The organism is Paludisphaera soli (assembly GCF_011064595.1).
GTDB classification, from domain to species: Bacteria; Planctomycetota; Planctomycetia; order Isosphaerales; family Isosphaeraceae; genus Paludisphaera; species Paludisphaera soli.
Map to the genome: position 1 here is coordinate 162,665 of NZ_JAALJI010000001.1, position 25,455 is coordinate 188,119.

General features: G+C 70.9%; 15 protein-coding genes. 9 read left to right on the forward strand and 6 right to left on the reverse strand.

What is annotated here, in order from left to right:
- The first annotated feature begins 32 nt into the window (after nt 1-32).
- Nucleotides 33-1,973 (forward strand): malto-oligosyltrehalose trehalohydrolase, encoded by a 1,941-nt coding sequence (gene treZ, locus G6O68_RS00605; protein ID WP_206107976.1) that lies wholly within the window; start codon nt 33-35, stop codon nt 1,971-1,973.
- Here treZ and G6O68_RS00610 read toward each other — a convergent pair whose 3' ends face one another.
- The 6 genes from G6O68_RS00610 to G6O68_RS32275 all read right to left on the reverse strand — a co-directional run bounded on the left by G6O68_RS00610 (nt 1,974) and on the right by G6O68_RS32275 (nt 14,454).
- The gene (locus G6O68_RS00610) at nt 1,974-3,551 is read right to left on the reverse strand and encodes a sulfatase family protein (protein ID WP_206107977.1); all 1,578 of its coding nucleotides are present in this window, start codon (nt 3,549-3,551) and stop codon (nt 1,974-1,976) included.
- Nucleotides 3,552-3,617: 66 nt separating this feature from the next.
- The gene (gene treY / locus G6O68_RS00615) at nt 3,618-6,701 is read right to left on the reverse strand and encodes a malto-oligosyltrehalose synthase (protein WP_165243728.1); all 3,084 of its coding nucleotides are present in this window, start codon (nt 6,699-6,701) and stop codon (nt 3,618-3,620) included.
- A gap of 104 nt (nt 6,702-6,805) precedes the next feature.
- Nucleotides 6,806-9,040: a glycogen debranching protein GlgX gene (gene glgX, locus G6O68_RS00620; RefSeq protein ID WP_165243730.1), complete on the reverse strand. Its 2,235-nt coding sequence runs from the start codon at nt 9,038-9,040 to the stop codon at nt 6,806-6,808.
- A gap of 239 nt (nt 9,041-9,279) precedes the next feature.
- Nucleotides 9,280-11,676 (reverse strand): hypothetical protein, encoded by a 2,397-nt coding sequence (locus G6O68_RS00625; RefSeq protein WP_165243733.1) that lies wholly within the window; start codon nt 11,674-11,676, stop codon nt 9,280-9,282.
- Between the two features lie 129 nt (nt 11,677-11,805).
- Nucleotides 11,806-13,302 carry a matrixin family metalloprotease gene (locus G6O68_RS00630; RefSeq protein ID WP_165243735.1) on the reverse strand — a complete coding sequence of 499 codons (1,497 nt, stop codon included), beginning with the start codon at nt 13,300-13,302 and terminating at the stop codon, nt 11,806-11,808.
- 432 nt (nt 13,303-13,734) lie between these two features.
- Nucleotides 13,735-14,454 carry a hypothetical protein gene (locus tag G6O68_RS32275; RefSeq protein WP_206107978.1) on the reverse strand — a complete coding sequence of 240 codons (720 nt, stop codon included), beginning with the start codon at nt 14,452-14,454 and terminating at the stop codon, nt 13,735-13,737.
- 580 nt (nt 14,455-15,034) lie between these two features.
- Here G6O68_RS32275 and G6O68_RS00640 point away from each other — a divergent pair.
- The 8 genes from G6O68_RS00640 to G6O68_RS00675 all read left to right on the forward strand — a co-directional run bounded on the left by G6O68_RS00640 (nt 15,035) and on the right by G6O68_RS00675 (nt 25,328).
- Nucleotides 15,035-16,582, forward strand: coding sequence for a hypothetical protein (locus G6O68_RS00640; RefSeq protein WP_165243737.1), 1,548 nt, complete (start codon nt 15,035-15,037; stop codon nt 16,580-16,582).
- A gap of 507 nt (nt 16,583-17,089) precedes the next feature.
- A complete protein-coding gene (locus G6O68_RS00645; protein ID WP_165243739.1) occupies nt 17,090-17,407 on the forward strand; it encodes a hypothetical protein in 318 nt (105 codons plus the stop codon).
- Nucleotides 17,394-18,185 (forward strand): CpsD/CapB family tyrosine-protein kinase, encoded by a 792-nt coding sequence (locus G6O68_RS00650; RefSeq protein ID WP_165243741.1) that lies wholly within the window; start codon nt 17,394-17,396, stop codon nt 18,183-18,185. Before G6O68_RS00645 ends, G6O68_RS00650 begins: the two co-directional genes overlap by 14 nt.
- A gap of 17 nt (nt 18,186-18,202) precedes the next feature.
- Nucleotides 18,203-19,006 carry an ExeA family protein gene (locus tag G6O68_RS00655; RefSeq protein ID WP_240910885.1) on the forward strand — a complete coding sequence of 268 codons (804 nt, stop codon included), beginning with the start codon at nt 18,203-18,205 and terminating at the stop codon, nt 19,004-19,006.
- 182 nt (nt 19,007-19,188) lie between these two features.
- A complete protein-coding gene (locus G6O68_RS00660) occupies nt 19,189-21,348 on the forward strand; it encodes a YXWGXW repeat-containing protein (RefSeq protein WP_165243743.1) in 2,160 nt (719 codons plus the stop codon).
- 123 nt (nt 21,349-21,471) lie between these two features.
- Nucleotides 21,472-24,099: a DEAD/DEAH box helicase gene (locus G6O68_RS00665; protein WP_165243745.1), complete on the forward strand. Its 2,628-nt coding sequence runs from the start codon at nt 21,472-21,474 to the stop codon at nt 24,097-24,099.
- The gene (locus G6O68_RS00670; RefSeq protein ID WP_165243747.1) at nt 24,096-24,806 is read left to right on the forward strand and encodes a metallophosphoesterase; all 711 of its coding nucleotides are present in this window, start codon (nt 24,096-24,098) and stop codon (nt 24,804-24,806) included. The genes G6O68_RS00665 and G6O68_RS00670 overlap by 4 nt, the downstream gene beginning before the upstream one ends.
- Before the next feature lie 69 nt (nt 24,807-24,875).
- Nucleotides 24,876-25,328, forward strand: a complete 453-nt coding sequence (locus G6O68_RS00675) for a hypothetical protein (RefSeq protein WP_165243749.1) — start codon at nt 24,876-24,878, stop codon at nt 25,326-25,328.
- Nucleotides 25,329-25,455 lie beyond the last annotated feature (127 nt).

The window sequence follows — 25,455 nt, forward strand, 5'->3', positions numbered from 1 at the left end:
GCGGACGGACGGAAATCGATCGACGGGTCCCTGTGGGTGCCGAAATCCAGGACGGCGGCGTCCACTTCCGGGTCTGGGCACCGGGCCGGAAGCGGGTCGAGGTCGTCGTCGAGGGGCCCGAGGGGACGGTCGTCGGGCTGGAGCCCGAGGCCGAGGGTTATCACTCCGGGTTCGCCCCCGGCCTCGCGGCGGGCACCCGTTACAAGTACCGGCTCGACGGCGAAGGCCCCTACCCCGATCCCGCCTCGCGGTTCCAGCCGGAAGGGGTGCACGGCCCTTCGGAGGTCGTCGACCCGGCGGCGTTCGCCTGGAGCGATGCGGCCTGGAAGGGCGTGGAGCTGCGCGGGCAGGTGCTCTATGAGCTGCATATCGGCACCTTCACGGCCGAGGGGACCTGGGACGCGGCCGTCGAGCGGCTCCCCCGCCTGGTGGACCTCGGCGTCACGGTCGTCGAGGTGATGCCGGTGGCGGAGTTCGCCGGTGCGTTCGGTTGGGGTTACGACGGCGTCGATCTCTTCGCCCCCTATCACGTCTATGGACGGCCCGACGCCATGCGGCGGTTCGTCGACCGGGCGCACGCGTTGGGCCTCGCCGTGATCCTGGACGTGGTCTACAACCACCTCGGGCCCGACGGAGCGTATCACTCGACGTTCTCGGCCGACTATCTGCACAACGATCGTTCCAACGATTGGGGCGACTCGTTGAACTTCGACGGCGAGGGCTCCGGCCCGGTCCGCGAGTTCTTCGCGTCGAACGCCGCCTACTGGATCGAGGAGTTCCACCTGGACGGCCTGCGGCTCGACGCCACTCACGCCATCCACGACGCGTCGGGCGAGCACATCGTCGCGACGCTGACGCGCCTGGCGCGCGAGGCCGCCGGCGGCCGCTCGATCATCCTGTTCTCGGAGAACGAGGCTCAGGACGTGCGGATGATCCGCGCCCCGGACGAAGGGGGATGCGGGGTCGACGCCGCCTGGAACGACGACTTCCACCACGCGGCGCGGGTAGCCGCCACCGGACGCGCCGAGGCCTATTACGCCGACTACCGCGGAACCCCGCAGGAGCTGCTCTCGGCCGTGAAGTGGGGATACCTGTTTCAGGGGCAGGTGGTCAAGTGGCAGCAGAAGCGCCGGGGGACCTTCGCCCTCGACGTACCGGCCGAGCGTTTCCTGACCTATCTGGAGAACCACGATCAGGTCGCCAACTCGGCGCGGGGGTCCCGGCTCAAATCGCTCACGAGCCCCGGCCGTTACCGGGCGATGACCGCCCTCCACCTGCTGTCGCCGCAGACGCCGATGCTCTTTCAGGGCCAAGAGCTGGGGAGCGAACGCCCCTTCCTCTACTTCTGCGACCATCATGAGGAGTTGGCGGCGGCCGTCCGCGATGGGAGGCGTGAGGAACTCGCCGGCTTCGGCAGCACGACGCTCCCGGAACTCCGAGAGCACCTGTTCGACCCGACCGCCGAGTCCACCTTCCTCGAATCGAAGCTCATCGAGCCCGACGACTATCGCCAGGCTCCGGAGTTTCGGCTGATCCGCGACCTGTTGAAAATGCGACGGGAGGATCCGATCTTCCGCGCCCAGGATTCGACCCGCATCCATGGCTCGATCATCGGTCCGGAGGCGTTCGTGATCCGCTTCTTCGGCGAATCCCCCGACTGCCGCCTGATCCTCGTCAACCTGGGCCGCGATCTCTACCCGGCGGCGAATACCGAGCCGCTGCTGGCCCCCCCGCCGGGCCACGACTGGTCGGTCGTCTGGTTCAGCGAACATCCCCTCTACGGCGGCTCAGGCATCCCGCCGCTGGAGGCCGACCAGCCCTGGCGCGCCCCGGGGCACTCGGCCGTCGTCCTGGCCCCGATCCCGGCCCCGGATCGTCCAGAGGTCGCCGAGATGGGCTCGACCGAGGTCCAGGATTACGACGTCCACCCCGCCTTGCGTCGTCGCCGCAAGGCGGCTCGGTCCGACGATTGATCAACGGCCGCGTTTCGACGCCCCTTCGAAAGGCCTGGAGCCGTAGGCCTCGCGGGGCGGCTTCGGCGGGACCTTCAACTCCCGCCGGAGCCGCTCCAGCTCGCGCTTCAACTCGGCGACGACCTGCGCGCGGGCCGGGTCGTCGTGGACGTTCCGGAGCTCGTTCGGATCCTCTTTCAGGTCGAACAGCTCCCAGGCGTCGAGGTCGGGGCCGTCGAACCGGACGAGCTTGTAGCGCGAGTCGACGACGCCGTAATGCGGCCGGACGTGGTGGGGCTCGGGGTATTCGAAGTACTCGTAATAGAAGTTCTTCCGCCAGTCCGGCGGGGCCTCGCCCCGGAGCAGCGGGACCAGGCTCCGGCCCTGGACCTCGGGCGGGACCGGCACGCCGGCGGCCTCCAGGAAGGTCGGCGCGAAGTCGACGTTGGAGACGATTCGCGGCTCGATGCTCCCGGGCTTCACGACGCCGGGCCAGCGGACGAGCAAGGGCGTCCTGAGCGACTCCTCGAAGATCCAGCGCTTGTCGAACCAGCCGTGTTCGCCGAGATAGAACCCCTGATCCGAGGCGTAGACGACGATCGTGTTCTCGGCCAGCCCCTCGTCGTCCAGGTACTTGAGGATCCGGCCGACGTTCTCGTCGACGGCCTTGATGCACCCCAGGTAGTCGTGCATGTAGCGGTTGTACTTCCAGCGGATCAGGTCGTCGCCCTGGAGGCCCGCCTTGCGGAACGCCTCGTTGCGGGGCCGATAGTAGTCGTCCCAGGCGGCGCGCTGCTCGGGCGAGAAGCGTTCCTTGAAGTCGTTGAGCTTGAGGTCGTTCGGGGTCATCGTGCCGGCGATCGTCATGTCCTGGTCGCGCTCGGCGAGGGTCCGGCCGGCGTAATCGTCGAAGAGCGTCGGCGGCTCGGGGTAGGTCCGATCGCCGTCATGGCCCAGGTGACGGATCGCGGGCGACCACGGGCGGTGCGGGGCCTTGTGCTGGGACATGAGGAGGAACGGTCTCGATCTGTCGCGCTTCTCCAGCCACGCGATCGAGGCGTCGGTGACCACGTCGGTGACGTAGCCGGTGCGTCGGGAGCTCACGCCCATCTCGATCATGTCGGGGTCGTAGTAGATCCCCTGCCCCGGCAGGATGTTCCAGTAGTCGAACCCGGTCGGCTCGGAGACCAGGTGCCACTTGCCCACGACCGCCGTTTGGTAGCCGGCCTGGCGGAGCAGCTTGGGGAAGGTCGTCTGGGCCCCGTCGAATCGGCTGTTGCTGTTGTTGTAGAAGCCGTTGAGATGGCTGTATTTCCCGGTCAACACCGTGGCGCGGCTCGGCCCGCAGATGGAGTTGGGGACGAGGCAGCGGTCGAACCGGACCCCCTCGCGGGCGATGCGGTCGAGGTTCGGCGTGTCGATCAGCTTACGCGGGTCGCCGTAGGCGCCCACGGCCTGGTAGGCGTGGTCGTCGGAGAAGAGGAAGACGATGTTGGGGCGTCGCGCGGCTTCCTGGCCGGGGGCCGTCGCGACGAGCCAGGGGCCGAGCGCGGCGGCCGTCGCCGCGGCTCGGACGAGCATGGAGAGCCGTTCGATCATGGGGGTTCTCGACGGACGGAGACGCGGGTCATACGGCCGGGTCCGCCGAGTATACCGGGGCGCGGGTCACTCCTCCACGAGCAGCGCGACCGGGAAGGAGGCGAACAGGACGGCGGCGGGGACGGGCACAGTCCCCTCCTGGTCCTCGGGCGTGACGACGGCGCCGGTGAAGGCGTCTCGGTAGCGGCGGCCGGCGGCCTCGGCCGGCAGGCGGACGACGGTCTCGCCCCAGGCCGCCTCGCCGAGGGGCGTCTGGCCGTCGAAGGACAGTCGGGTCGAGAGCCGAGGGACGGCCGCGATCGCCGACGCGCCCTCGTGGCTGCGATGGAAGGCGAAGATCGAGGCCTCGTGGCGTCCGGCCGCCTGGAGCGGCGTGTATTCGCCCTCGGAGAAGAGGCGGGGCGACCGCTTTCGGGCTTGAAGGGCGCGCCAGTGGAGGTAGAGCTTGGCCCGGCCGTTCGAGCAGTTCTCGGCCAGGTCGCGAGCCAGGGCGGGCAAATCGTCGCCGGCCTCCTCGGCGCGGCGGATCAGCTCGTCGAGCATGGCCTCGCGGGCCTGGTAGTCGACCGGCCGGCGGTTGTCGGGGTCGACGAGGCTGAAGTCCCAGAGCTCGGTCCCTTGGTAGGTGTCGGGGACGCCCGGCCCGGCGATCTTCAGAAGCGACTGCGCCAGGCCGTTCACCCTCCCGTGCAGGGCGACCCGCCGCTGGAAGGGCAGGAAGTTCTTGAAGAACGCGGGGTTCTTCGACCGGTCGAGGACGTCGACGATGAAGCCGTCGAGCGCGGCTTCGTACTCCTCGTAGGGGTTCTGCCAGCTCGTGTTGACCTTGGCCTCGCGGCTGGCCTTGACCATGTAGGCCCGGGTGCGGTCGCGGAACGCGGCGAGCGCGTCGCCGTCCGCCTCGCCGACGGGCCAGGCGCCGAGGAAGGTCTGATAGAGCAGGAATTCCTCGTTCCGCCCGGGCGCGCGGCTGCCGTCGCTGAGCGTCCGCTGGTGGATCAGGTTGAGGTCGGCCCACCGGACGAAGGCGTCGAACCACTCCTCGGGGATCTCCGAAAGGACGTCGATCCGCGCCCGCACGTCCTCGCTCCGCTTGGTGTCGTGGGTGGAGAGGGTCGTCAGGGCGTACGGATGCGTCTGGGCCCGGCGGGCGTACCAGCGGTGGAGCGACGAGGGCGAGGCGCCGAAGTGGTCGGGCTCGCCGCCGACCTCGTTCAGCGCGATCAGACGGTTGTAGATGTAAAAAGTCGTGTCCTCGATCCCCTTGGCCGTGACGGGCGAGGTGACCTGCTGGAACTTTCCCGCGAAGTCGGCCCGCGAGGGCTCGTCGTCGAGGTGGGCATCGGGGCCCTCGGGGCGTTCCAGGAGGACGCGGGTGAGGAAGTCGAAGATCGCCGGGCTGAGGAGCGGGTTGCGGCGCTTGGCGCGGCCCACGGCCCGCCCCACCAGCTGCCGGTCCTTGGGCAAGACGTTTTCCCGGGTGATGTAGCTGCGATAGACGGGGAAGGCCGCGATCACCTCCCGCAGCGCCGTGCGCAGCGAATTGAGCGTGAAGTCCCGGGCGCGACGGTCCCGCAGCGCGATCCGCTCCAGCTGATTGGCCAGGACGTGCAGCTCGCTGGAGAGCGAGGCGTCCATGATGAGCTGCTTCTTCTCCAGGATGATGTCGCGGTAGGGCGTCGCGTCGTCGATCAGCTCTTCGTACTGGCGCGTGAAGTTCGCCTCGCTCGACACGTCGACGAACAGGCCGTTGATGCGGTTGAGCGCGTCGTATCCGGAGGTCCCGTGGGTGGCCCACCCCTCGGGCAAGGTCTCGTCGAATGCGAGGATCTTCTCGACGACGACGTAGAGCCGAGGAGGACGGCCCGCTCGCGGGTCGGAGGCCGCCAGGGCCTCGCGCAGCGCGGGCTCGACGTCCGCCCAGGCGAAGGCCTCGGCGTGCTGGCCTTCCTGGTGGAGCCGGTGGGCGACGACGAGGACGAGGGCCTGCTGGAGCCTGTCGAGGTACTGCTGCGGGTCGAGGAGGCCGTCCGGGTGGTCGATCCGAAGGCCGGCGCCGGGCAGCCTCGCGACGATTTCGAGGACCAGGCGATGGGTCGCGCGGACGACCTCCTCCCGGTCGGCGCGGAGGGCGGCCAGGGCGTTGATGTCGAAGAACCGGCGGTAGTTGATCTCGTCGGAGGCGACGCGCCAGTAGGCAAGGCGGTAGGGCTGGGCGCCCAGCAGGGCGTCGAAGGCGTCGAAGCTCCGGGGGTCGCCGGGCGTCCCGTCGAGGACGTCGAGCGCGGCGTCGACCGCCTCGGCGACGGCGGGCTGTTCCTCGAACAGCGAGGCCAGCCGGCGCTTGACGATCTCCTTCTCGCGGTGCCGCTCGGCGATGCGGGCCGGGTCGGTCTCGGAGTGGGCGGGGAGGTTCCGGGCGGCGGTCAGGATGCTCTGGAATTCGAGCACGCCGGGATCTTCCGCGCCGGTCGCCGCCAGGATCGGCTCGAGGGCCAGTTCCAGGATCGCCTGGTAGCTGCTCGGGTCGAGGGGGAAGCGATGTTCGTGGTAGGCGACGTGGAACGACCCGCCTTCGCGTCCGAGCTTGATCTCGCCCGCCTCCAGGACGTCCCCGTAGAGGCCTCCCAGGAACGGGAGCAGGACGCGGCCGCGATTCTCGGGCCGGGCGGGGGCGGCCCAGTCGATGTCGAAGGAGTTCGCGTAGACCGAAGCCTGGCCGTTCTCCAGGACGTCGTTCCACCAGGGGTTCTCGTTGCCGAGGATGCCCATGTGATTGGGGACGACGTCCAGCAGCAGTCCCAGGCCGTGCTCGCGGAGCGAGTCGAGCATCGCCTCATGGTCGGCCTCGCCGCCGATCTCGGGGTTGAGCTGGGAGTGGTCGGTGATGTCGTATCCGTGCGTGCTGCCGGGGGCCGCCTTGAGGTAGGGGGACGTGTAGAGGTCGGTGATCCCCAGCTTCGCGAGGTAGGGGACGATCGCGCGGGCGTCTTCGAATCGGAAGCCGGCGTGGAGCTGCACGCGGTAGGTTGCGGTCGGCACGACGCGGCGGCGCTCGATCTCTTCGAACGCCGCGGCGAGCAGGCCCCGGGCGTAGGTAGCCGGGGCGTCCGGCTCGGGCGCGGCCGGGGTGGGCGGGGTCGCTTCCATGTGGGATTCCTCCGATCGGGATGGTCGGCCGGGAAATGGCGGCGGGGCGGGACCTTAGCCCGCCCCGCCGCACTCGGTCGTGATTCTCGCGACGGTCCGGGCCCTCAGACCTCGTGGGAGGTCTTGTGCGCCGAGGGAACGGCCGGCGACGGCGTGTTGGCCTCGCGGCGGAGCACCTGCACCTGCTTGGCGGACAGGTCGGGCTGGGTCTCGCTCAGGTCGCGAGTGAAGAACACGGCCATGGAGCGGTCCTTCAGGTCATACACCACGCCACCCTCGCCGATCCAGGGCTCCTGGTCGTCCTCGTACGTCTCCAGGACCCGTCGCCAGACGTGGCCGTCCTTGGCGGTCGGCAGGGTGAACGGGATCGACTCGTGATGGGCGTTGAGCAGGATCAGCGCCGTGTCGTCCACGACTCCCTCGCCGCGCTCGTCGACGTCGCCGATCAGGTCGCCGGCCAGTCGGACGCCCAGGCATTTGACGAAGCCGGCGTTCCAGTCCTCGTCGCTCATCTCCTCGCCCGAGGGCATGAGGAAGGAGAGGTCCTTGATCTCCGAGCCCCGGAGGGCGCGGCCCTGGAAGAACTTGCGCCGCTGGAAGACCGGGTGCTCGCGCCAGATCTCGGCGACCCGCCGGGTGAAGTCGAGGAAGCGCTTCTGGTCGTCGCCGAGATTCCAGTTCAGCCAGGTCAGCTCGTTGTCCTGGCAGTAGGTGTTGTTGTTGCCGTTCTGCGTGTGGCCGATCTCGTCGCCGGCCAGGAGCATCGGGGCCCCTTGCGACAGCATCAAGGTGGTCATGAAATTCCGCATCTGACGCTCGCGCAGGGCGTTGATGGCGGGGTCGTCGGTCGGCCCCTCGGCGCCGCAGTTCCAGGAATCGTTGTTGCTGGCCCCGTCGCGGTTGTCTTCGCCGTTGTCCTCGTTGTGCTTCTCGTTGTACGAGACGAGGTCGCGGAGCGTGAAGCCGTCATGGCAGGTGATGAAGTTGATGCTGGCGTGGGGGGCGCGGCCGGACTGCTGGTAGAGGTCGCTGGAGCCGGTCAGGCGGGTGGCGAACTCGGAGACGGTGCCGCCCTCCCCCTTCCAGAACCGCCGGACGTTGTCCCGGTACATGCCGTTCCACTCGGTCCAGAGGACCGGGAAGTAGCCGACCTGATAACCGCCCGGGCCGACGTCCCAGGGCTCGGCGATCAGCTTCACCTGCGAGAGGATCGGGTCCTGGTGGATGATGTCGAAGAACGCCCCGAGGCGGTCCACCTCGTACAGCTCGCGGGCGAGCGTGCTCGCCAGGTCGAACCGGAAGCCGTCGACGTGCATGTCGACGACCCAGTACCGCAGGCTGTCCATGATGAGCTGGAGCACGTGGGGCTGGCTCATGTTGAACGTGTTGCCGCAGCCGGTGAAGTCCATGTAGTAGCGGGGGTCCTCCGGGCTCAGGCGGTAGTAGGCGGCGTTGTCGATCCCCCGGAACGAGAGCGTCGGCCCCTGCTGCTGCCCCTCGGCCGTGTGGTTGTAAACCACGTCGAGGATGACCTCGATCCCCGCCGCGTGGAGGGCGCGGACCATCATCTTGAACTCGCGCACGGCGGCCAGCGGGTCGTTCGGCTGGGTCGAGTAGCGGGGGTCGGGGGCGAAGAATCCCAGGGTGTTGTAGCCCCAGTAGTTCACGCGCCCCTTGTCCGTGAGGAACTGGTCGTCGATGTGATAATGGATCGGCAGCAGCTCTACGGCCGTGATTCCCAGCGACTTCATGTGCTCGATCGCGGCCTCGGAAGCGAGCCCGGCGTAGGTGCCCCGGACCTTCTCGGGGACCTCGGGCATCAGCTTGGTGAAGCCCTTGACGTGCACCTCGTAGATGAACGTCTTGTGCCAGGGGGTCAGCGGCGCGCGGTCGTCGCCCCAGACGAACGAGGTGTCGGCCACGGCGGCCAGCGGGGCGAATTCGGCGCTGTCGCGCTCGTCGAAGGCCAGGTCGGCCTCGGGCGAGTCGAGCGGGTAGCCGAACAGCGAGGGGTCCCACTCCAGGTCGCGGCCGATCGCCTTGGCGTAGGGGTCCAGCAGCAGCTTGTGGACGTTGAACCGGTGGCCGTTCGTCGGGTCGAACGGACCGTCGACCCGATACCCGTAGAGCTGGCCCGGCACCACGTCGGGCAGGTACACGTGCCAGACGTTGGCGGTCTGCTCCCGCAGCGTGATCGTCGCCGACTCTCGCGTCGAGTCCGGCCCGTCGAAGAGGCAGAGTGACACGCGGGTGGCGTTCTCGGCGAATAGGCTGAAATTCACTCCGGCTCCGTCCCAGGTCGCTCCGAGGGGGAATGGTCGGCCAGGCCAGACGCGCATGAAAGGATTCCTGTGGGTGTGCGGAGGGGGTGGTCGGCGCGAGACCCGACTTGGTCGTCCCGCCGAAGCCGAGGCTCGGCCACCACTGTAGGCAAACCGCGCGCCGCAAACCACGGGCCGCCGCGCCAGGAGCCTCGGGGGCCGATCCCCATGCCGCCCCGCCGCGGTGCCGAGGCCCCGGCCGGCGACCGCCTCGCGAAACCCCCTCGACCCGGGACGAGGCCGGGGCCGGCCGGGGGTCAACCCCGTCGCGGCTCGGCCGACCGTTCACGGCCGGCCGAGGGGACCATGCGACGCGGCCCGCGATACAGCCTCGGCTCCGGGACCGCGAGCGGCCCGGCGGTCGCGGCCTTGCGCCTCCGCCACCATCGGAGCGCCGCCCGCCGGAGGTGGAACGTGGAGGTCGTGATGAAGAGCACGCTGAGCGGCACCTCGAGCGAGGCCCGCTCGACCTTGCCGTCGGAGGCGCCGTCTGGCCCCTGGGGCCCCGCTTCGCCCGGCTCGACGGCCCGGGAGACGAGGTTTCCGACGCTCGGGGCGGTCGGCGTCGGCGCGGCCTCGGGTCCGTCGAAGAGCCATCGCAAGCCCTCCGGGAAGAGCCCGGCCGCTCGCTCGGCCTGGCGGAGGGCCGAGGCGTCGCCTCCGCCTTCGCCTTGGCCGTCTCCGGCTGCACGGGCGACGGGTTCGTCGCTCGTCGGGGCTTGCGCCTTCGGCTCCGGCAGGCCGGCGGGGCCTCGGTCGAGGCCGTCGTCCGCCTGCTGGTTCAGGCTCAGGATCAGGGTGGAGATGGCCCGGCCCCGGCCCGTCGGCGCGGCCCAGGCGACGGCGGTCCCGCCCCCCGGGACGGTCGGCCCGACCACCGGGACGTCGTCGCGGCTCGTCGAAGGCATCCCCAGTGGCGTCGAGCCGGTCGCCGCGGCGAGCGAACCCGCCGCATAGGCGCCGTCGATCCGGCCCGAGGCCGCCGCGACCGTCGCCGCCGTCGAGTTCATGCGCGGCGTCGTCGAGGTCGGAGCGGCCCCCGTCCGTGCCGCAGGCGGGCCGGCCTCGCCCCCATCCCTCCGCATGGGGACGTCGATCATCCCGCGATTCCCGATCGCGTTGCCGATGAAATACGAGGCCGGGGTGCTCGTGAGGTCGATCCGCCAGGACAACCGAGCCGGGCCGCGTCCCGTGGCGGTCAGCCGGATGACGTAGGAGCCGGCCGGCAGGATCATCGCGTATTCGCGGCTCGACGAATCGACGCCCAACTCTCGGATCGTCGAGCCGTCGCTCCCGAGCACCTCGACCGAGACCGTCCCGGTCGTGATCGTCTGCAAGGCCAGCGAACTTTCCGCGGTGATCGTCAGCGGGATCAGGGCCGACGTCCTGGGCCGGAGCCCCAGGTCGCCTCGGCCGTAAGCGGTCCGCGAGGGCTTGCCGCGAGTCGACGAATCATTGGAGTCCACCGTCCAGCGGGCCAGGGTCGCCGAGGGCAGGCCGTCGACCGTCGGGATCCGGCCGACCAGATCCGCGAGCGGTTCGTCCCCCTCCGCGAGCAATCGGTACTCACCGACCGGCAAGGCGCCCTCGAAGGCGAAGCTCATCCGGGCGAAGCTCGGGTCCAGGCTCGACAGGCGGGCGATGTGGACCGCCCCCGTCGCGTCGACGACGCGGATCGCGTCCGGGGTCAGGCGGCCCGGATTGATGGGCGACGAGAAGGCGATCGAGAAGCCCGTCGGCGCCCCGTTCGTCCGGTCGACCGTGAACTCGGTCACGCGCGTCGGCTCGGTCGCCGGGTCGGCGACCAGATTCAGCCGGAAATCGCCGCCGGGCTGGTCCGCCGTCTTGGAGACGACGACCTGATACTCCCCGGGCGGCAGGCCGACGAACAGGTACGGGTCGTTGGGGACGCCCTGGGGGACGGCCCCCCCGACGCGGGCCGACGCCACGAGGCGGCCGGCGGCGTCGTAGAGGCTCATCGAGGCCAGCAGGTCGCTCCCGATCCGGCCGGCGTCGAGCTGGAGCCCCAGCCGCCAGAGTCGCTGGTTGCCCGCGAGCTGGATGCGATACGACGCCTCCCCCGCCGCACCCTCCGGCAGCGAGCCGGTCGCCACGCGGAGCTTCGGGCCGATCGCGCCGAGGTTCTCGACCCCCTTGCCGCGCTCGGACTCTCGCGTGACCTCGAACTGGGAGAGCGTCTGGTCCTGGGTCCAATCCCAGCGCCCCTGGGCCAGGCTCTGCGAAAGCCCGCTCCCGCCGTCGAGGACGACGCGATAGCGACCGACGTCGAGGGGCGTTCCCAGCTCGATCCTGATCGTCCCGGTCGCCGGATCGAGCTGGGCCTCGACGTCGGTGTATCCGTCGAGGATCGTGGTCTCCGTCCCGTCGACCTCGACGCGGTAGAGCGCGATCCCATAGAAGGTCAGGCTCGACGACCCGGCGCCCTCAAGCCGGAGTACGAGCACGTCCGGCGCTCTCGAGGCCTCGACGGCCTCGCCGTCGGCCGGTGACGTCGTGAAGGCCGGCGCGACCGCGCCCCCGGTCGCCGCCGAAGCGACCAGGGCGATGGGGGCGGACGCCGTTGAGGGCGTCCGCCGACTCTCCAGGGATTCGATCCCGTATCGTTTCTTGCGTCCGAGTAGCCGCTTGCTCATGGTTGCACCGCCTTCCGAGCGACTCTCGACACGTCCACCGCTGTAAGGGCGAAGGCCCGTCGCGGTCGAGGATCCGCGGGTCGGCGGCGGCGAGTCGCATGGAGCCCGCCGCTTCGCCGCGGATCCGGGTCATCGGGCGGGGCTTCTCCGCCTCACGGTCGAAAACCCGGCGAACCCGCCCTGGAACTCCCAGGCGGGCGAGGCGTCGTCCATCGGGCCGAACCCCCAGGCCGGGGAGACGGCGTGGGTGAAGCCCGACAGCCCGCCCAAGGCCGACGCGTCGGCCGCCGCCGCGGTCACCAGGCGGAACTCGACCTTGCCCGGCGGCCTGGAGTTCGCCCCGGCGGCGAGGAGGCCCGCGGCCGTCGGCGAGATCGGCGCGACGCCCGGCTCGTGCAGGCTGTCGCCGAGCCCGCTGAGATGGCCGATCTTGACGGTGCCGAGCCCGTGCTCGTGTTCGTGCTCGTGTTCCTCGCCCTCGGCGTGGCCGTCGGTCATCGTGTTCAGGCCGCCTCCAGTCCCGGTCTGGCTGGCGACGGTCGTGAAGGGCGGGGCGACCGGGGTCAGGGGGGTCGTACCGAAGTTGACCTGGAACGCGAAGGCACCGGTCGAGCCGCCCGTCCAGGCGGTCGCCCGCACGAGGAAGCCCTGGCCGGCGGTCACGCCCGGGACCGTGAGCTGCGCGGTGGTGCTGTTGGAACTCCCGAAGGCGTCGCCACGAGAGTTGAGCGAGGCGTCGAAGACGGTCACCCTCGGCGTCAGCATGCTTAGGTTGGTCGACTGGACCGCGACCGTGACACTCCCGGTGTTGGTCGGGGGGACCACCACCCAGAACCATTCGGTCTGGCCGGGGCTGGTCAAGTTCAGATTCGCCACCGTGATCTGGTTGGCGGCGTTCTGGGATCCGTCCAGGCTGACCGCTTGCCAGTACATGGAGTTGCTGCGACCGTTGCTGTTCCAGTAGTCCGGCTGGCGGGAGCCGTACACCGAACGGATCCCGTCGACGTCGTCCGTGTGGAGCGTCTGCTTGACCGTCGTGTAGTACGAATACATGACGGCCCTGCCGATGTCGGAGTGGCCCATGCCCAGCGCGTGGCCGAACTCGTGGATCGCGACCGTCATCAGGTCGTAGTGGGCGTCGACCATCCAGCTCGTGGTCGAGTTGAACACGATGTCGCCGGCCAGCGTGCCGCCGTTGATCTGCGGGGGAGAGTAGGCGGCGCCTAGGGTGCCGAACGACAGCGGGATGGCGCTGATGCGGATGTCGCCGAACCGGCTGTCGCCCTGCTGATTCCCGGGCGCGCCGATGCCCGTGCCGTTGTCCGAGACCTGCACGAGGTTGACGTTGGCCACCGCCTGCCAGACGGCCGCCGCCGCGTTGATCTCCCTCTGCCACGTCGCGGTGGGCATGCGAGCGTTGAGCGACTGGAAGAGGCTGCTGGGGACGCCGCCGATCGACGTGCCGTCGGGGACGAAGCTGTAGGTGATCCTCGATCCGTAAACCCAGTCGCCGCCGAGGGTGGAGTAAAGGAGCATCCGCTCCTCGAGCCCCTCCAGCCTCGGCCGGGAACGGCGGTCGGGCGTCGACGAACGGCCAGGGAGCGGACGATTTCGGGATGATTGCATGTTCGAAGCACTCCTTTGAGTTGCGGAACTCAGGTCGCGTCGATCCCTGCAGGCGCGAGTCGGAAGCCTCGACGAATTTCCGGACTCTCCGGATCCCGGCGCCTATGATGCAACCTCTGAGGACAACCCTAGGTCGCATTCTGACGGTGCGTCAGAAAAAGCGTGAATATTTCCGCCGATTTCATCGTTGGATGATTTCGTGCGACCTGGGATCCGCACTGAGGCGGAAAGTCCCCGAAAGATGGGGTGAGTGGGTCAGCCGGCGAGGCCGCAAGAATGTGCGGGTCGCTGTCTGTGACCGAGGGCGAAGGGAAGAAATGCGGTGGCAGCGGAGTCAGGTGACGGAAAACGACGCGGGCGCCGCGTCCCAAATTGAGACGCGACGCCCGACGTTCTATGCTTGGCCTGGTGACTCGACCCGTAAGGGACCAATCAATAACCCTGAGGAGCAGCCTTGACCGGGGCCTGGGGGGCCGGGGCGACCTGAGGAGCCGGGGCGACCTTGGCCGGGGCCTGGGGAGCCGGAGCGATCTTCGCCGGGGCCTGAGGAGCCGGAGCGATCTTCGCCGGGGCCTGGGGGGCCGGAGCGATCTTCGCCGGGGCCTGAGGAGCCGGAGCGATCTTCGCCGGGGCCTGAGGAGCCGGAGCGATCTTCGCCGGAGCCTGAGGAGCCGGAGCGATCTTCGCCGGAGCCTGAGGAGCCGGAGCGATCTTCGCCGGGGCCTGAGGAGCCGGAGCGATCTTCGCCGGGGCCTGGGGGGCCGGGGCGATCTTCGCCGGGGCCTGGGGGGCCGGGGCGATCTTGGCCGGAGCCTGAGGAGCCGGAGCGATCTTCGCCGGGGCCTGGGGGGCCGGGGCGATCTTGGCCGGGGCCTGAGGGGCCGGAGCGATCTTGGCCGGGGCCTGAGGAGCCGGGGCGATCTTCGCCGGAGCCTGGGGGGCCGGGGCGATCTTGGCCGGGGCCTGAGGAGCCGGGGCGATCTTCGCCGGAGCCTGGGGGGCCGGGGCGATCTTGGCCGGGGCCTGGGGGGCCGGGGCGATTTTCGCAGGGGCCTGGGGAGCAGGGGCGACCTTGCTCGGAGCACCCTGGTTGCTGGCATGGAACAGTTGGCCCGAGACACTCAGGGCAACAACTAGAACCGCACTGGTCATCGCGATGTCCTCTGTGATGAGTGAGGTCGTCGGTCGACGTCTCGATCGACTTTGTGAGCAGTCATTCCCGCTGGTGGTCCGGCTTCGGACGATGTCGAAATCGACCAATCGCCGACACCACCGCCCGTTCGTTCTTCAACTTCCTCCCCGAAGGTCGGATGATGAAGCCTGTCCCCGTTCCGTTGTCGGGAGACAGCCCGGCAGGCCTCGGTCAGTGGCGGGAGGCAAGGACCGGTCATCATGGCCGTTGTCCATGCTCCACCCCAGCGGTGGCCACTGCAGGTTATCGGCATCGACTCCCGGCTCGTTCAGTCATCTTGAGAAAATCGAGAGCATGACGCCTTGGGGGGCTCTAGGGGCTTTGACGAGTTTCAAGAGGGTGGGTGCTTGAACTGGGAGAAATGGGATCGTCCCCCGACGGATTCGAAGCCGAACCAAGATGAAGTTCGGTGAGGAGCCGCTGTCTTGTTGGGGCGGACGAGTACGAGCCCTTACCTGACGGGGACATGGTGGTCCTCGCGAGGGCTTTGCACTATTAGGATACAGCGTCATCAACTCTACACCGGTATCGGGAGGCAGCATGCGTATCGGCATCCGGCTCGGTGGTGCGATGTTCGGGGTGGTCGTCGCCCTTTATGGGGCGTCCGCCCGGGCTGACGCCACAGAGCGAGTCGTGGCCGTCCCCTTGGGGGGCTCGCTCGAAGCCAGGGAAGGCGAGCATTATTACGGGGTGTACGTCCCGACGCGGTTCGGCGGCGAGCTCACCATCAAGGCGACCGAGGGCGTCGTCGAGGAGATCAAGGGCCCCAACGGCGCGGTCCGGGCCAACGGCCAGGAGGTCGGCGAGGATCAGCAGGGATGGTTCACCTTCAAGGTGACCGGGGCGAAGAAGCCCTACAAGGTCGAGACCAAGTTCATCCAGAACGCCCAGAGCCTGAAGAAGCCCTGGAACTTCTACTACTGGCCGACCAAGGCCGACTCGCTGCACGAGCCCTGGGCCGGCGGCAACGCCCGGGTCGACACCATCCAGCTCAAGGGCGACGACGTCTGGGTCGCCAGCCCCGGCGGCTACATCGAGCCGGGCAAGGACATCGTCATGGCCGGCCGCAACGGCCTGCTCGAGACGACGCCGGCGGCGGGCGACGACGCGACCTGGTTCCCCAACCTTTATGACGACCTCTACTGGCTGGGCCCCAACAACACCCTCTTCCAGACACCCTCCCCCTTGCTGAAGTACGACCAGCTCTTCGGCACCTCGGCGCGGATCTGGGAGGCGGTCAACACGCAGAACAACGACATCAGCCGCTGGCCGGGCCACTGCCTCGGCGGCGCCGTGGCGTCGATCCGCTTCAACGACCCGATCCCGGCCCCGGGCACGGGCCTGACGAAGGACGAGCTGAAGGCGCTCTACGCCGAGCTGGGCGAGAACCACCTCAACCACCGCATCGGCGACTACGCGACCGACATCCCGTCCGGCCCCCCCCGCCCCGGCCCGGACCCGACCGACTGGAAGGTCTCGCGGGTCCACGCCATGTACGAAACCCACATCCGGGGCGAGCGGATCGCCCTGCTCTCCAACATGCGGGCCTTCCCCCCCCGGGGCACCGAGGCCGAAGTCTGGAACCAGGCCATCTATAAGTACGTCGCCGAATACAAGTCGATCCCCGGCCGCGGCCCCCGCGCCGTGAAGATCAACATCCAGGTCCACGCCAACTCGGGATCCTCGCTCAACGGCCAGGACGACAAGGATCGCGTGGTGCACTACGAGTACAACCTGGTGTACGGCCTGGACGGGCGGGTCGACGAGACCAACCCCGCCGCGGCCGACTGGATCTCCGTCGGCGGCGAGGCCCTGTTCGCGCCCCTCAACGTCCTCCAGGTCCTCGACTCCCAGTGGGCGGGCCACAACCCGTACGTCACGCTCGCGAACGTCCAGTCGCTCGACCTGGCCAACGGCGGGTCGAGCACCCGGTTCGCCGGCAAGGCCCCCGAGTTCCTCCCGGTCGCCCAGTACGAGGCCGGCCGCACGCTCCCCGGCGTCTCCGCGCCGATGTTCGCCGGGTCCAACGGCGGCACGGACGGCGGCGCTCGTCGCGGCGGCTTCCTCGGATTCTTCCGGGGCCGTTGACCGACGGCCTCCCACGTCCCGCCGACTTCGACCGCCCGACCGGATCCAGGCACCTCGCCCGGTCCGGCCGGGCGGTCCGGTTTCGAAAGCCGGCGGTCCGCGTGATCCGCACATCCGACGCCTTCGGCGCGGCGGCGCCGGCCCCGGAATCGGACGTCTTTCGCGCTTCGGTATTTTCGTCACGGCTGTTCAAGTTCGCCGCCGCCGGGGCCGATCCTTATACCATCGCGAGAGGTCTCTCCGGGGCCGCACTCCAGCCGAACGAAGGCGACGCCCGGACGCCCTCTCAAACCCTCAGCCGGAACTACCCACTCGATCGAACCGAGGCCGACCGCCATGACTCCAATCCTCGTACCCCCCAGCGACGCGACCGCCCGGTTCGACGACGGCGGGTTTGAGTGGGGCTTGGAGCTGATTCGCGTTCCGGACGTCGGCCCCATCCGCCGAAATCCCTCATCGATCGAGGCCTGGGAACGTGGGTGGGCGGAACGGTCGCGATCGCGGTCGATGACGAGTTCCCCGCGGCCCCGTCGCCGGCTCCGTCGCGAGATCCGAGTGGCGGCCTGCGTCTGCCTTGCGTTCGCGCCGATCGTGACCGCGGTCGGAGCGTGGGGTGTCCCCCCCGCCCGCAACCTGGCGGCGGCCGAGGTCGCCTCGCCGGTCCGGGACGACCTGGAAAAGGACGACCAACCCGGTCCCCTGCGGATCCGGCTCTCGATCAAGCCTCTCGGGGCGGTCGAGGCCGAGCCCGAAAGTCCCGTGGTCTTTCCCGGCTATCTGCTGCCCGCCGAACGTCGCGAGGAGGCGTCCCATGAGGGAAGTTGACGAGGCCCTCTCCCGCGCCTACGCGCAGCAAGGGCGCGAGGTCGGCCGGGCCCCTTCCGCCGCCGCCGTCCCCTCGCCCCATCGGCCCGCGCGTCGGCCCGCCCCGACTCGCCCGTCGCAGGTATACCTCCCGCCGGCCCCGCCGTCCGGCGGCGTGCTGGAATGGCCCGAGGTCGTCGACGTGCTCGAACGCTCGTGGGGCGATCGCTTCCGGCTGATGGCCGACCGCATCCTCCAGGCTCGCGAGCAGAAGGGCGTGAAGGTCCTGCTGTTCACGAGCTGCCATCGCGCCGAGGGCCGCACGACGCTCGTGCTGACCCTGGCCCGCGCCCTGGCGAAGCGGCCGATCAAGACCCTGCTCGTGGACGCCGACCTCTCCGGGCCGATGCTCGGACGATCGCTGGGGCTCCGGCCGACGGTGGGGCTGGACGACGTGGTGGAGGACGGGAAGTCCGTCGAGGACGCCCTCGTCGAGTCGCCCGGAGATCGTCTGTGGGTCCTGCCCATGCGCGCCGCGGCCTCGCGCCCGAGGGACTTCCTCGCGAGCGCCTCGTGGGCCTGCACCATGGCGAAGCTCCGCCGCGACTTCGACCTCGTGCTCGTCGACGGCGGGCCGCTGTTCGCCGGGCTCTCGGCGGCCGTGCTCCACCGCTCGGTCGACGCGGCGGTCCTGGTGCACAGCCGCGACGCCACCGGCGAGCGCTCGCTGCTGCGGGCTCGCGAGGTGCTCGAAGCCGGCGGCGTCCCCCTGCTCGGGCTCGCCGAGACCTTCGCCTGAACCCGCCGGGAGGCCCCGTGTACGAAGCCCATTACGGCCTCGACCAGCGCCCGTTCGGCGAGACCGCGCTCGCCACGGCCTACGTCCCGCTCCCCAGCCGGGACGCGGCCCTGCGTCGCGTCCGCTACGGGCTGGAGCACGGGCTGGGCCCCGCCCTGCTCTACGGCGGCCCGGGCTCCGGCAAGACCCTCGCGGCGAGCCGTCTCGCCGCCGACGTCGGCGCGCCCACGGTCCACCTGACCTTCCCCGCCATGCCGGCCCACGACCTCCTCGTCCACCTCGCCGAGGAACTGGCCGGCGCGCCCGTCGACGCCCCGTCGATGGCCTCGGCCCTGCGTAAGCTCCGCGAGGCCCTGGCCGACTTCGCCGCTCGCAAGGCCCGGCCGCTCCTGATCGTCGACGAGGCTCAACTGATCCAGGAGGCCTCGGTCTTCGAAGCCCTCCGGCTGCTGCTCAACTTCCAGTCCGGCGGCCTGCCCGAACTCTCACTCCTGCTGGTGGGGACGGGCGAGGTCGTCCTCCAACTCCCCGGGGCTTTCCAGGATCGCCTGGCCGCGCGCAGCCTCCTGCCTCCGTTCACCGAGGCGGAAACGGCGGCCTACATCCGGGGGCGCCTCGCCTCGGCCGGCGGGGTCGAGCCGCTGTTCACCCCCGAGGCGCTCGCCGATCTCCACCGCGCTGCCCTGGGCGTCCCCAGGCGCCTGAACCACCTCGCCGACCTCGGCCTCCTCATCGCCTACGCCGAGGGGAAGCCGCTCGTCGACCCTCGGATCGTCTCGATCGCAGCCCGCGAATTCCAGGCCGACCCGCTGGCCGCCTGATCCTGATGTTGATCCGTCGCCAGCCGACCGGGACGGGACGCCCGGATTCTGGTACAACCGCCCTCGCGCGGCACGGCGGCCGCGTAGTCCTTCATAGTCAGGGCGAAGGATCGGTCGGACGGCGAAGCGACTCGCAGGCGTCCGACGGCCGGTCATCACGTTCCGACGCCAGGAGCGCAGGGATGGATCAGACATCGAGAGGATGCAACCAGGGCGGGGGCGGGCGGACGGCTCGCACCTTGGCCGCCGTCTGGCTGATCGGGCTCTCCGCGATCTACGCGACGGCCCGCGCCCAGGGGCCGGCGACGGCCGACGCCCCGGATGGCGTCGAGGTCCTGACCCGAGGCCCGGTCCACGAGGCCTTCGCGGTCCCGGTCGTCAACGATCCCAGGCCGGGCCTGGTCGTCCCCCGGACGCCGCCGGACCCCGTCGAGGAGATGCCTCCCGACCAGAAGCCGGCCGGCGATCAGGTGCAGTGGATGCCGGGATACTGGAGCTGGGACCAGGGCCGCGAGGATTTCGTGTGGGTGAGCGGCATCTGGCGCGAGCCCCCGCCCGGACGCCAGTGGGTCCCCGGCTACTGGAACCCGGTCGCCAACGGCGCCCAGTGGATTCCCGGCGCCTGGATCCCCGTCGGCCAGTCCGCCGCGCCGGCCGACGCGAACGTGCAACTGGCCCAGGGCGAGGCGGCCTACCTCCCCGAGCCCCCCGCCAGCCTGGAACTCGGCCCGAACATCCCCCGGCCGTCGACCGAGGTCTTCTGGAGCCCCGGCTGCTGGTTCTGGCGACAGGCCCGCTACGTCTGGAGGCCCGGCTTCTGGGCGGCCGTGCAGCCGACCTGGGTCTGGGTCCCCGCCCACTACGTCTGGACCCCCGGCGGCTGCCTGTTCGTCGAGGGCTACTGGGACCTTCCCCTGGTCGATCGCGGCATCCTGTTCGCGCCGGTGTACTACGCCCGGCCGGTCTACCTGCAGCCGGCGTACGTCTACACGCCGACGATCACCATCGCCTCGCCCGGCCTGGTCGCCAACCTGTTCGTGCAGCCGACCTACAACCACTACTGCTTCGGCGATTATTACGACACCCGTTTCCTGTCGGTCGGCGTCTTCCCGTGGTTCTCGTTCACGTACCAGTCCGGCCCGCGTCCACCGGCCTACTACGACCCGCTGTTCACCTTCTATGCCTCGGTCAACGTGCGGAGCAATCCCGGCTGGGCCTCGCGCTGCCGCGACGACTACATCCTCCGTCGCGACAACATCGCGATGCGTCCGCCCCGCACCTACATCGAGCAGACGAGGATCGTGCAGAACAACGTGAACATCACCAACAACGTCACGATCATCAACCAGGGCCGAGGCGGACGGCCCGGTCCCGGCCCCGCCTCGATGATCGGCCGTCCCATCGAACAGGTCGCGATGCGCCGGCCCGAACCGGGCGTGGCGAGGATGGAGCGGCTCGATGTCGACGCCCGCCGCAATTGGCAGGCTCGCTCCCGCGCCGTGACCGACTTCCGCGTCCAGCGCGCCGGTCGCGAGCTGGAAGCCGCGCCGCGACCCGGCCCGGGCCCGGGACCAGGCGGGCCTCGGCCGGCCCAGGCGCAGGAACTCGCGCAGGCTCGCCCCCGGCCGTTCGCGATGCCGGCGTCGCCGGTCTCCGCCCCCCGCCTCGCGCCGGACCAGCGCGGACGCCCAGGCGGCCTTGTGCGTCCCGTGCACCCGAATTCGCCGACCGTCGGCGATCCCGCGCGTCCGGCCCTCCCCCGGCACGTCGCCGGCGCGAACGTCGAAAACCCCGGTCCCCGTCCTGGCCCCGTCGCACGTCCCGGCCAGGGGCCGGACCTCGGACGGGCGACGCCGCTGGCGCGCACGGAGCGTCGGGAGCCGCCGACGCCCCGGGGGCCGGCGCGGCCCATCCCTGGGGAGCGTCCGGCCGCGTCCGTCACGCCCCCGCAGGGGCGAATCCCCGCCGCGCCCCTGGCGAGGCATCAGGTCGAGCCCGGCGCGTCGAGGCCGGCCCCCGCGCACCTCAGGAACGGCGCCGGTCCCGCGCCCCTCGCGAATCGGCCGCCGCCCGCCGCTCCGCCCGCCGACCGGCCGTTCGCGCCGCGTCACCTGCGCGAGGACGGCTCTCCCGTCCCTCGGCCCGGACCGGGCGCCGTCCCCGGCGGCTTCTCGCCGCACGCCCAGCCCCCGCGTTCCCTGCCGCGGCGTCCCCCGCCGACCCCGCGCCCCGAAGGCCAAGCGGCCCGCGCCGCCGCCGCCGAACGTCGCGCCGAAGGCCCGGCCGCTCGCGCCGCCGCGGCGCGTCGCAACGCCGAGGACGGACCACGACGAAATCCCTGATCCGACCGATCCCTCCGGTCGCGGCGGTTCCCGAAACCGCCGCGACCGGATAGGATGGGGACCTGGACGAAAGTCGACGACCCGCCCTCGACAGGAGCCGGGCGGGGCAACCCAGGATCTCCCATGACCGACGGCAAGGACGACGCCGAAGCGGCCCTCGACGTGCTGGGCGACGTGGCGCGGGGATGGTTCGCCCAGGCCTTCCCCGCCGGCCCGACGCCGGCCCAGCGCCTCGCCTGGCCGGCGATCGCGTCGGGCGAGAACGTGCTCCTGATCTCGCCCACGGGGACCGGGAAGACCCTCGCCGGCTTCCTCGCGATCGTCGACCGGCTCCTGCGTGAGCACGAGGCCGGCGAGCTGAAGCCGGGCCTGCGCTGCGTCTACGTCTCGCCCCTGCGGAGCCTGGGGTACGACGTCGAGAAGAACCTGTCGGTCCCCCTTCGCGGCGTCCAGCGGCTGATGGGGCTGGCGAAATGTCCCGTCCGGGTCGGCGTCCGAACCGGCGACACGTCGGCTTATGAGCGTCGGAAGCACCGCGAGGGGCCCCCGCACATCCTCATCACCACGCCCGAGAGCCTGTCGCTCCTCCTGAGCCAGGCCGGATGGGCCGACCACTGGGCCGGCGTCTCGCATCTGGTCGTGGACGAGGTCCACGCCCTCGCCGCGACCAAGCGCGGGGCCGACCTGGCCATCTCCCTGGAGCGGCTGGCCGACGCCTCGGGGGCCGAGCCGACCCGGGTCGGCCTCTCGGCGACCTGCCGCCCCCCCGACCCCGTCGCCCGTTTCCTCGTCGGGCCCTCGCGGTCATGCCGGATCGTCGAGGCTCCGCGCCCGTCGGGATCCCAACCGCTGGAGATCGCCGTCGAGTCGCTGCTCCGTCCCGGCGAGGGTCCGCATCGGGGCCTGACCTATCGCCGCCTGCTCCGACGGATCCGACAGGTCGTCGGCGAGAACCGGACGACCGTCGTCTTCGCCAACAGCCGGCCGATGACCGAGAAGGTCGCCCACGACCTCCGCAACGAGCCCCCCCGGCGCGGCGAGGCGGGCCGGGCGTTCGACGGCGAGACCGAGGTCGCCGTCCACCACTCGGCGCTCGACGCGACGCGTCGACGCCTCGTCGAGGAGGACCTCAAGGCCGGCAAGCTCCGGGCCGTCGTCACCAGCACGAGCCTGGAGCTGGGCGTCGACGTCGGCACGGCCGACCTGACGGTCCAGATCGGACTTCCCGGGGGCGTCGCGCGGTGCGTGCAGCGGATCGGTCGGTCGGGCCACCACGTCGGCGGCCGGGCGCGTGGCCTGATCCTGGCGGCGACGGCCGCCGAGGTGGCCGCGGCGGCCGTCACCGCCCGCGCGGCGCGGGCCGGTGCGATCGAGCCCTTGAGGCCGGTGGCCTCGCCGCTCGACGTCGTCTGTCAGCAGCTCATCGGCATGGCCTGCACGGGCGAGACCTCGGTGGACGCGGCGTACGCCCTCCTCCGGAAGGCCGGGCCGACGGCCGATCTCGGCCGCGAGGACTTCCTCGCCTGCCTCGACTTCCTCGCCGGCGACCTGTCCGGCCCCTCGGGCGCCTTCGAGCCCGAGCCCGGCGCGACCCCTCGCTGGACCGCGCCGCGGATCTGGAAGCGCAACGGCTGGTTCGGGGTCCGCAACCGCCGCGTCCAGCGCTGGTTCTGGAGCAACGTGGGGACGATCAACGCCGAGGAGTCGGCGGCGGTCGTCGCCGACGGCGCGTCGATCGGCACGGTCGAGGGGGCCTACGCCGAACGCCTCTCGCCCGGGGACCGCTTCGTGCTCGACGGCCGCACGCTGGAGTTTCGCCGGCTCGAAGGGCTGGTCCTTCACGCGAAGCTCGTCGGCGGCGAGGCCGGGGCGCTCCCCGTCTGGCACAGCGACCGCCAATCGCTCTCGACCGAGTTGGCCGCCGAGCTGGCCGCCTTGCGATGCGAGGCGTCGCGACGCTCCACCTGCGACGGCCCGGACGCTTTCCGCGCCTGGCTGGCCGCGACGCTGGACCTCGACGCCCGCGCCGCCGAGGTCGTCGCCGAGCTGATCGAGGCCCAGGACCGCTGGAGCGAGACGCCGGGCGTCGACTCGCTCCTGATCGAGGAGTTCCCCACGCCCCTCGAACCGGGATGGACCTACGCCTTCCACGCCCCCTTGAACCGCTCGGCGAGCGAGGCCCTCGGGCGGGCCGTCTCGGCGCGGCTGGGGAGGCGGTTCGGCCGCGACGCGACGTTCCAGGCCGCCGACCTGGGCTGGACGATCCGCCTGCCCGACGACGTGCGGATCGACGAGGCCGACCTCGCCGAGATAGCGTCGCTCGACCGCCTGGCCGACGACGTGCTCGAAGGGGTCGACCGCGGCGAGCTGGCCGCGCGCCGATTCCGGCACGTGGCGTCGACGGCGATGATGGTCCTGCGCAATCCCGAGCCCGGCAAGCGGGTGCGGGTCGGCGGGATGAACTGGGTCTCGACCCGGCTCTACCCGCTGGTCAAGGCGGCCTGCCCCGACCACCCCCTGCTCCGGGAGACCCGCCGCGAGATCCTCCACGACGTGCTGGACGTCCCCGCCGCGCTGCGGTGGCTGGAGACCCGGCCGACGATCCGGCTGCGGAGGCTGACGGCGCCCTCCCCGTTCGCGACCGCCTGGATCGCCCCCGGCGGCGACGAGCCGATGCAGTACGACTCGCCGGCCGACGCCCTGCGGCGGCTCCACGCCCGGATGACCGCCGCGGCCGGAGGGTCGTCGTGAACCCCGACGACGCGGCGTGCCACCCGCACGAGGGCTGGCTGCTCAGCCCCGAGGGGGCGGCGATCCGGCCCGAGGCGGCGACCGCCGTCGTCGCCGACGTCCACCTGGGATACGAGTGGGCGCGCGGGGCGGCCGGCGACTGCATCCCGGCCCACTCGCTGGCCGAGACCCGAGCCCGGCTCGAACGGCTCCTCGCCCGGGGCGGCATCCGACGGCTGATCGTCGCGGGCGACCTCGTCGAATCGCCCCGCCCGTGCGCCCGCACGGCCGCCGACGTCGCCCGGCTGGGAGACTGGCTGGCGGCGCGGGGCGTCGACCTCGTCGTGACCCTGGGCAATCACGATCGCAGCCTGGCCGCCTCGCCGAGACCTCCGGCGATCCGCCCGAGCGAATGCGTCGCCGGCTGGACGGTCCAGCACGGCGACCGCCCGAGGGTCGGCGAACGCGCCGTGATCGGCCATCATCACCCGATCTTCCGGGCTTCGGGCCTGGCCTCGCCCTGCTACTTGGTCGGGCCGAGCCTCATCGTGCTGCCCGCGTTCTCGGCCAACGCCGCCGGGCTCGACGTCGTCGGCGGGGCGACGCCCGCCGCATGGGCCGACGCCGGGCTCCGCTGCGTCGTCGCCGCCGGCGAGGGCCTGCTCGATTTCGGGCCCATCGCCACCCTGGCCGAGCGACTCCGCCCCGCCGCCGCGCGGGTGGATTGATCGGGCCGATCGGTCGATTTAGGATGAAGGCTCTGGTCCCGCTCGCGACCGTTTGAAGAAGGCCCCGTCATGACAACCCTCGTGCGCGATATTCGGGGACCACGGCGAAGCCGGATCCTCGCCGCGGCGGTCGCCGCCCTCGGCTTCCTGCCGCTCGGCTGCGGCTTGTGGCCCTGGGAATCCGAGCCGATCTGGGGCCGGGTCGTCGCTCACGGCCGACCGGTCACCAAGGGGACGGTGATCCTGATGCCCGTCGCCGAGGACGTGACGACCTGGGGCGTCGGCCCGATCGACCCGACGGGTCGATTCGAGGTCAGTTCGTCCCGCCTGGACGTCCCCCTCCAGCCCGGCCGCTATCAGCTCTACATCCGGCCCCCGCATTACATCGACTCCAACACGCTGAAGCCCGCGCCCCCGCCCGGCTATGACGTGCCGGCGAAGTACATGGACCCCGCCCGGCCGATCATCACCGTCCACATCGGCGGCGAACCCACCCGGATCGACCTGACGCTCCAGGACTGAACCCGCCCGGGGGGAGAGGAAGCCGGAAACCACGAAAGGCGACGCCGTTCCCGGAGCCGGGAGGGCGTCGCCCTTCGCGATTCGCCCCGGCCGCGACGGTTTCGGCGTCGCGGCCGGGGGCGGTTCG

What these genes read in the sequence shown, in the direction of transcription:
- G6O68_RS00610 (WP_206107977.1), bottom strand. Translation starts at nt 3,551, where the DNA reads ATGATCGAACGGCTCTCCATGCTCGTCCGAGCCGCGGCGACGGCCGCC.
- treY (WP_165243728.1), bottom strand. Translation starts at nt 6,701, where the DNA reads ATGGAAGCGACCCCGCCCACCCCGGCCGCGCCCGAGCCGGACGCCCCG.
- glgX (WP_165243730.1), bottom strand. Translation starts at nt 9,040, where the DNA reads ATGCGCGTCTGGCCTGGCCGACCATTCCCCCTCGGAGCGACCTGGGAC.
- G6O68_RS00625 (WP_165243733.1), bottom strand. Translation starts at nt 11,676, where the DNA reads ATGAGCAAGCGGCTACTCGGACGCAAGAAACGATACGGGATCGAATCC.
- G6O68_RS00630 (WP_165243735.1), bottom strand. Translation starts at nt 13,302, where the DNA reads ATGCAATCATCCCGAAATCGTCCGCTCCCTGGCCGTTCGTCGACGCCC.
- G6O68_RS32275 (WP_206107978.1), bottom strand. Translation starts at nt 14,454, where the DNA reads ATGACCAGTGCGGTTCTAGTTGTTGCCCTGAGTGTCTCGGGCCAACTG.
- G6O68_RS00640 (WP_165243737.1), top strand. Translation starts at nt 15,035, where the DNA reads ATGCGTATCGGCATCCGGCTCGGTGGTGCGATGTTCGGGGTGGTCGTC.
- G6O68_RS00645 (WP_165243739.1), top strand. Translation starts at nt 17,090, where the DNA reads ATGACGAGTTCCCCGCGGCCCCGTCGCCGGCTCCGTCGCGAGATCCGA.
- G6O68_RS00650 (WP_165243741.1), top strand. Translation starts at nt 17,394, where the DNA reads ATGAGGGAAGTTGACGAGGCCCTCTCCCGCGCCTACGCGCAGCAAGGG.
- G6O68_RS00660 (WP_165243743.1), top strand. Translation starts at nt 19,189, where the DNA reads ATGGATCAGACATCGAGAGGATGCAACCAGGGCGGGGGCGGGCGGACG.
- G6O68_RS00665 (WP_165243745.1), top strand. Translation starts at nt 21,472, where the DNA reads ATGACCGACGGCAAGGACGACGCCGAAGCGGCCCTCGACGTGCTGGGC.
- G6O68_RS00675 (WP_165243749.1), top strand. Translation starts at nt 24,876, where the DNA reads ATGACAACCCTCGTGCGCGATATTCGGGGACCACGGCGAAGCCGGATC.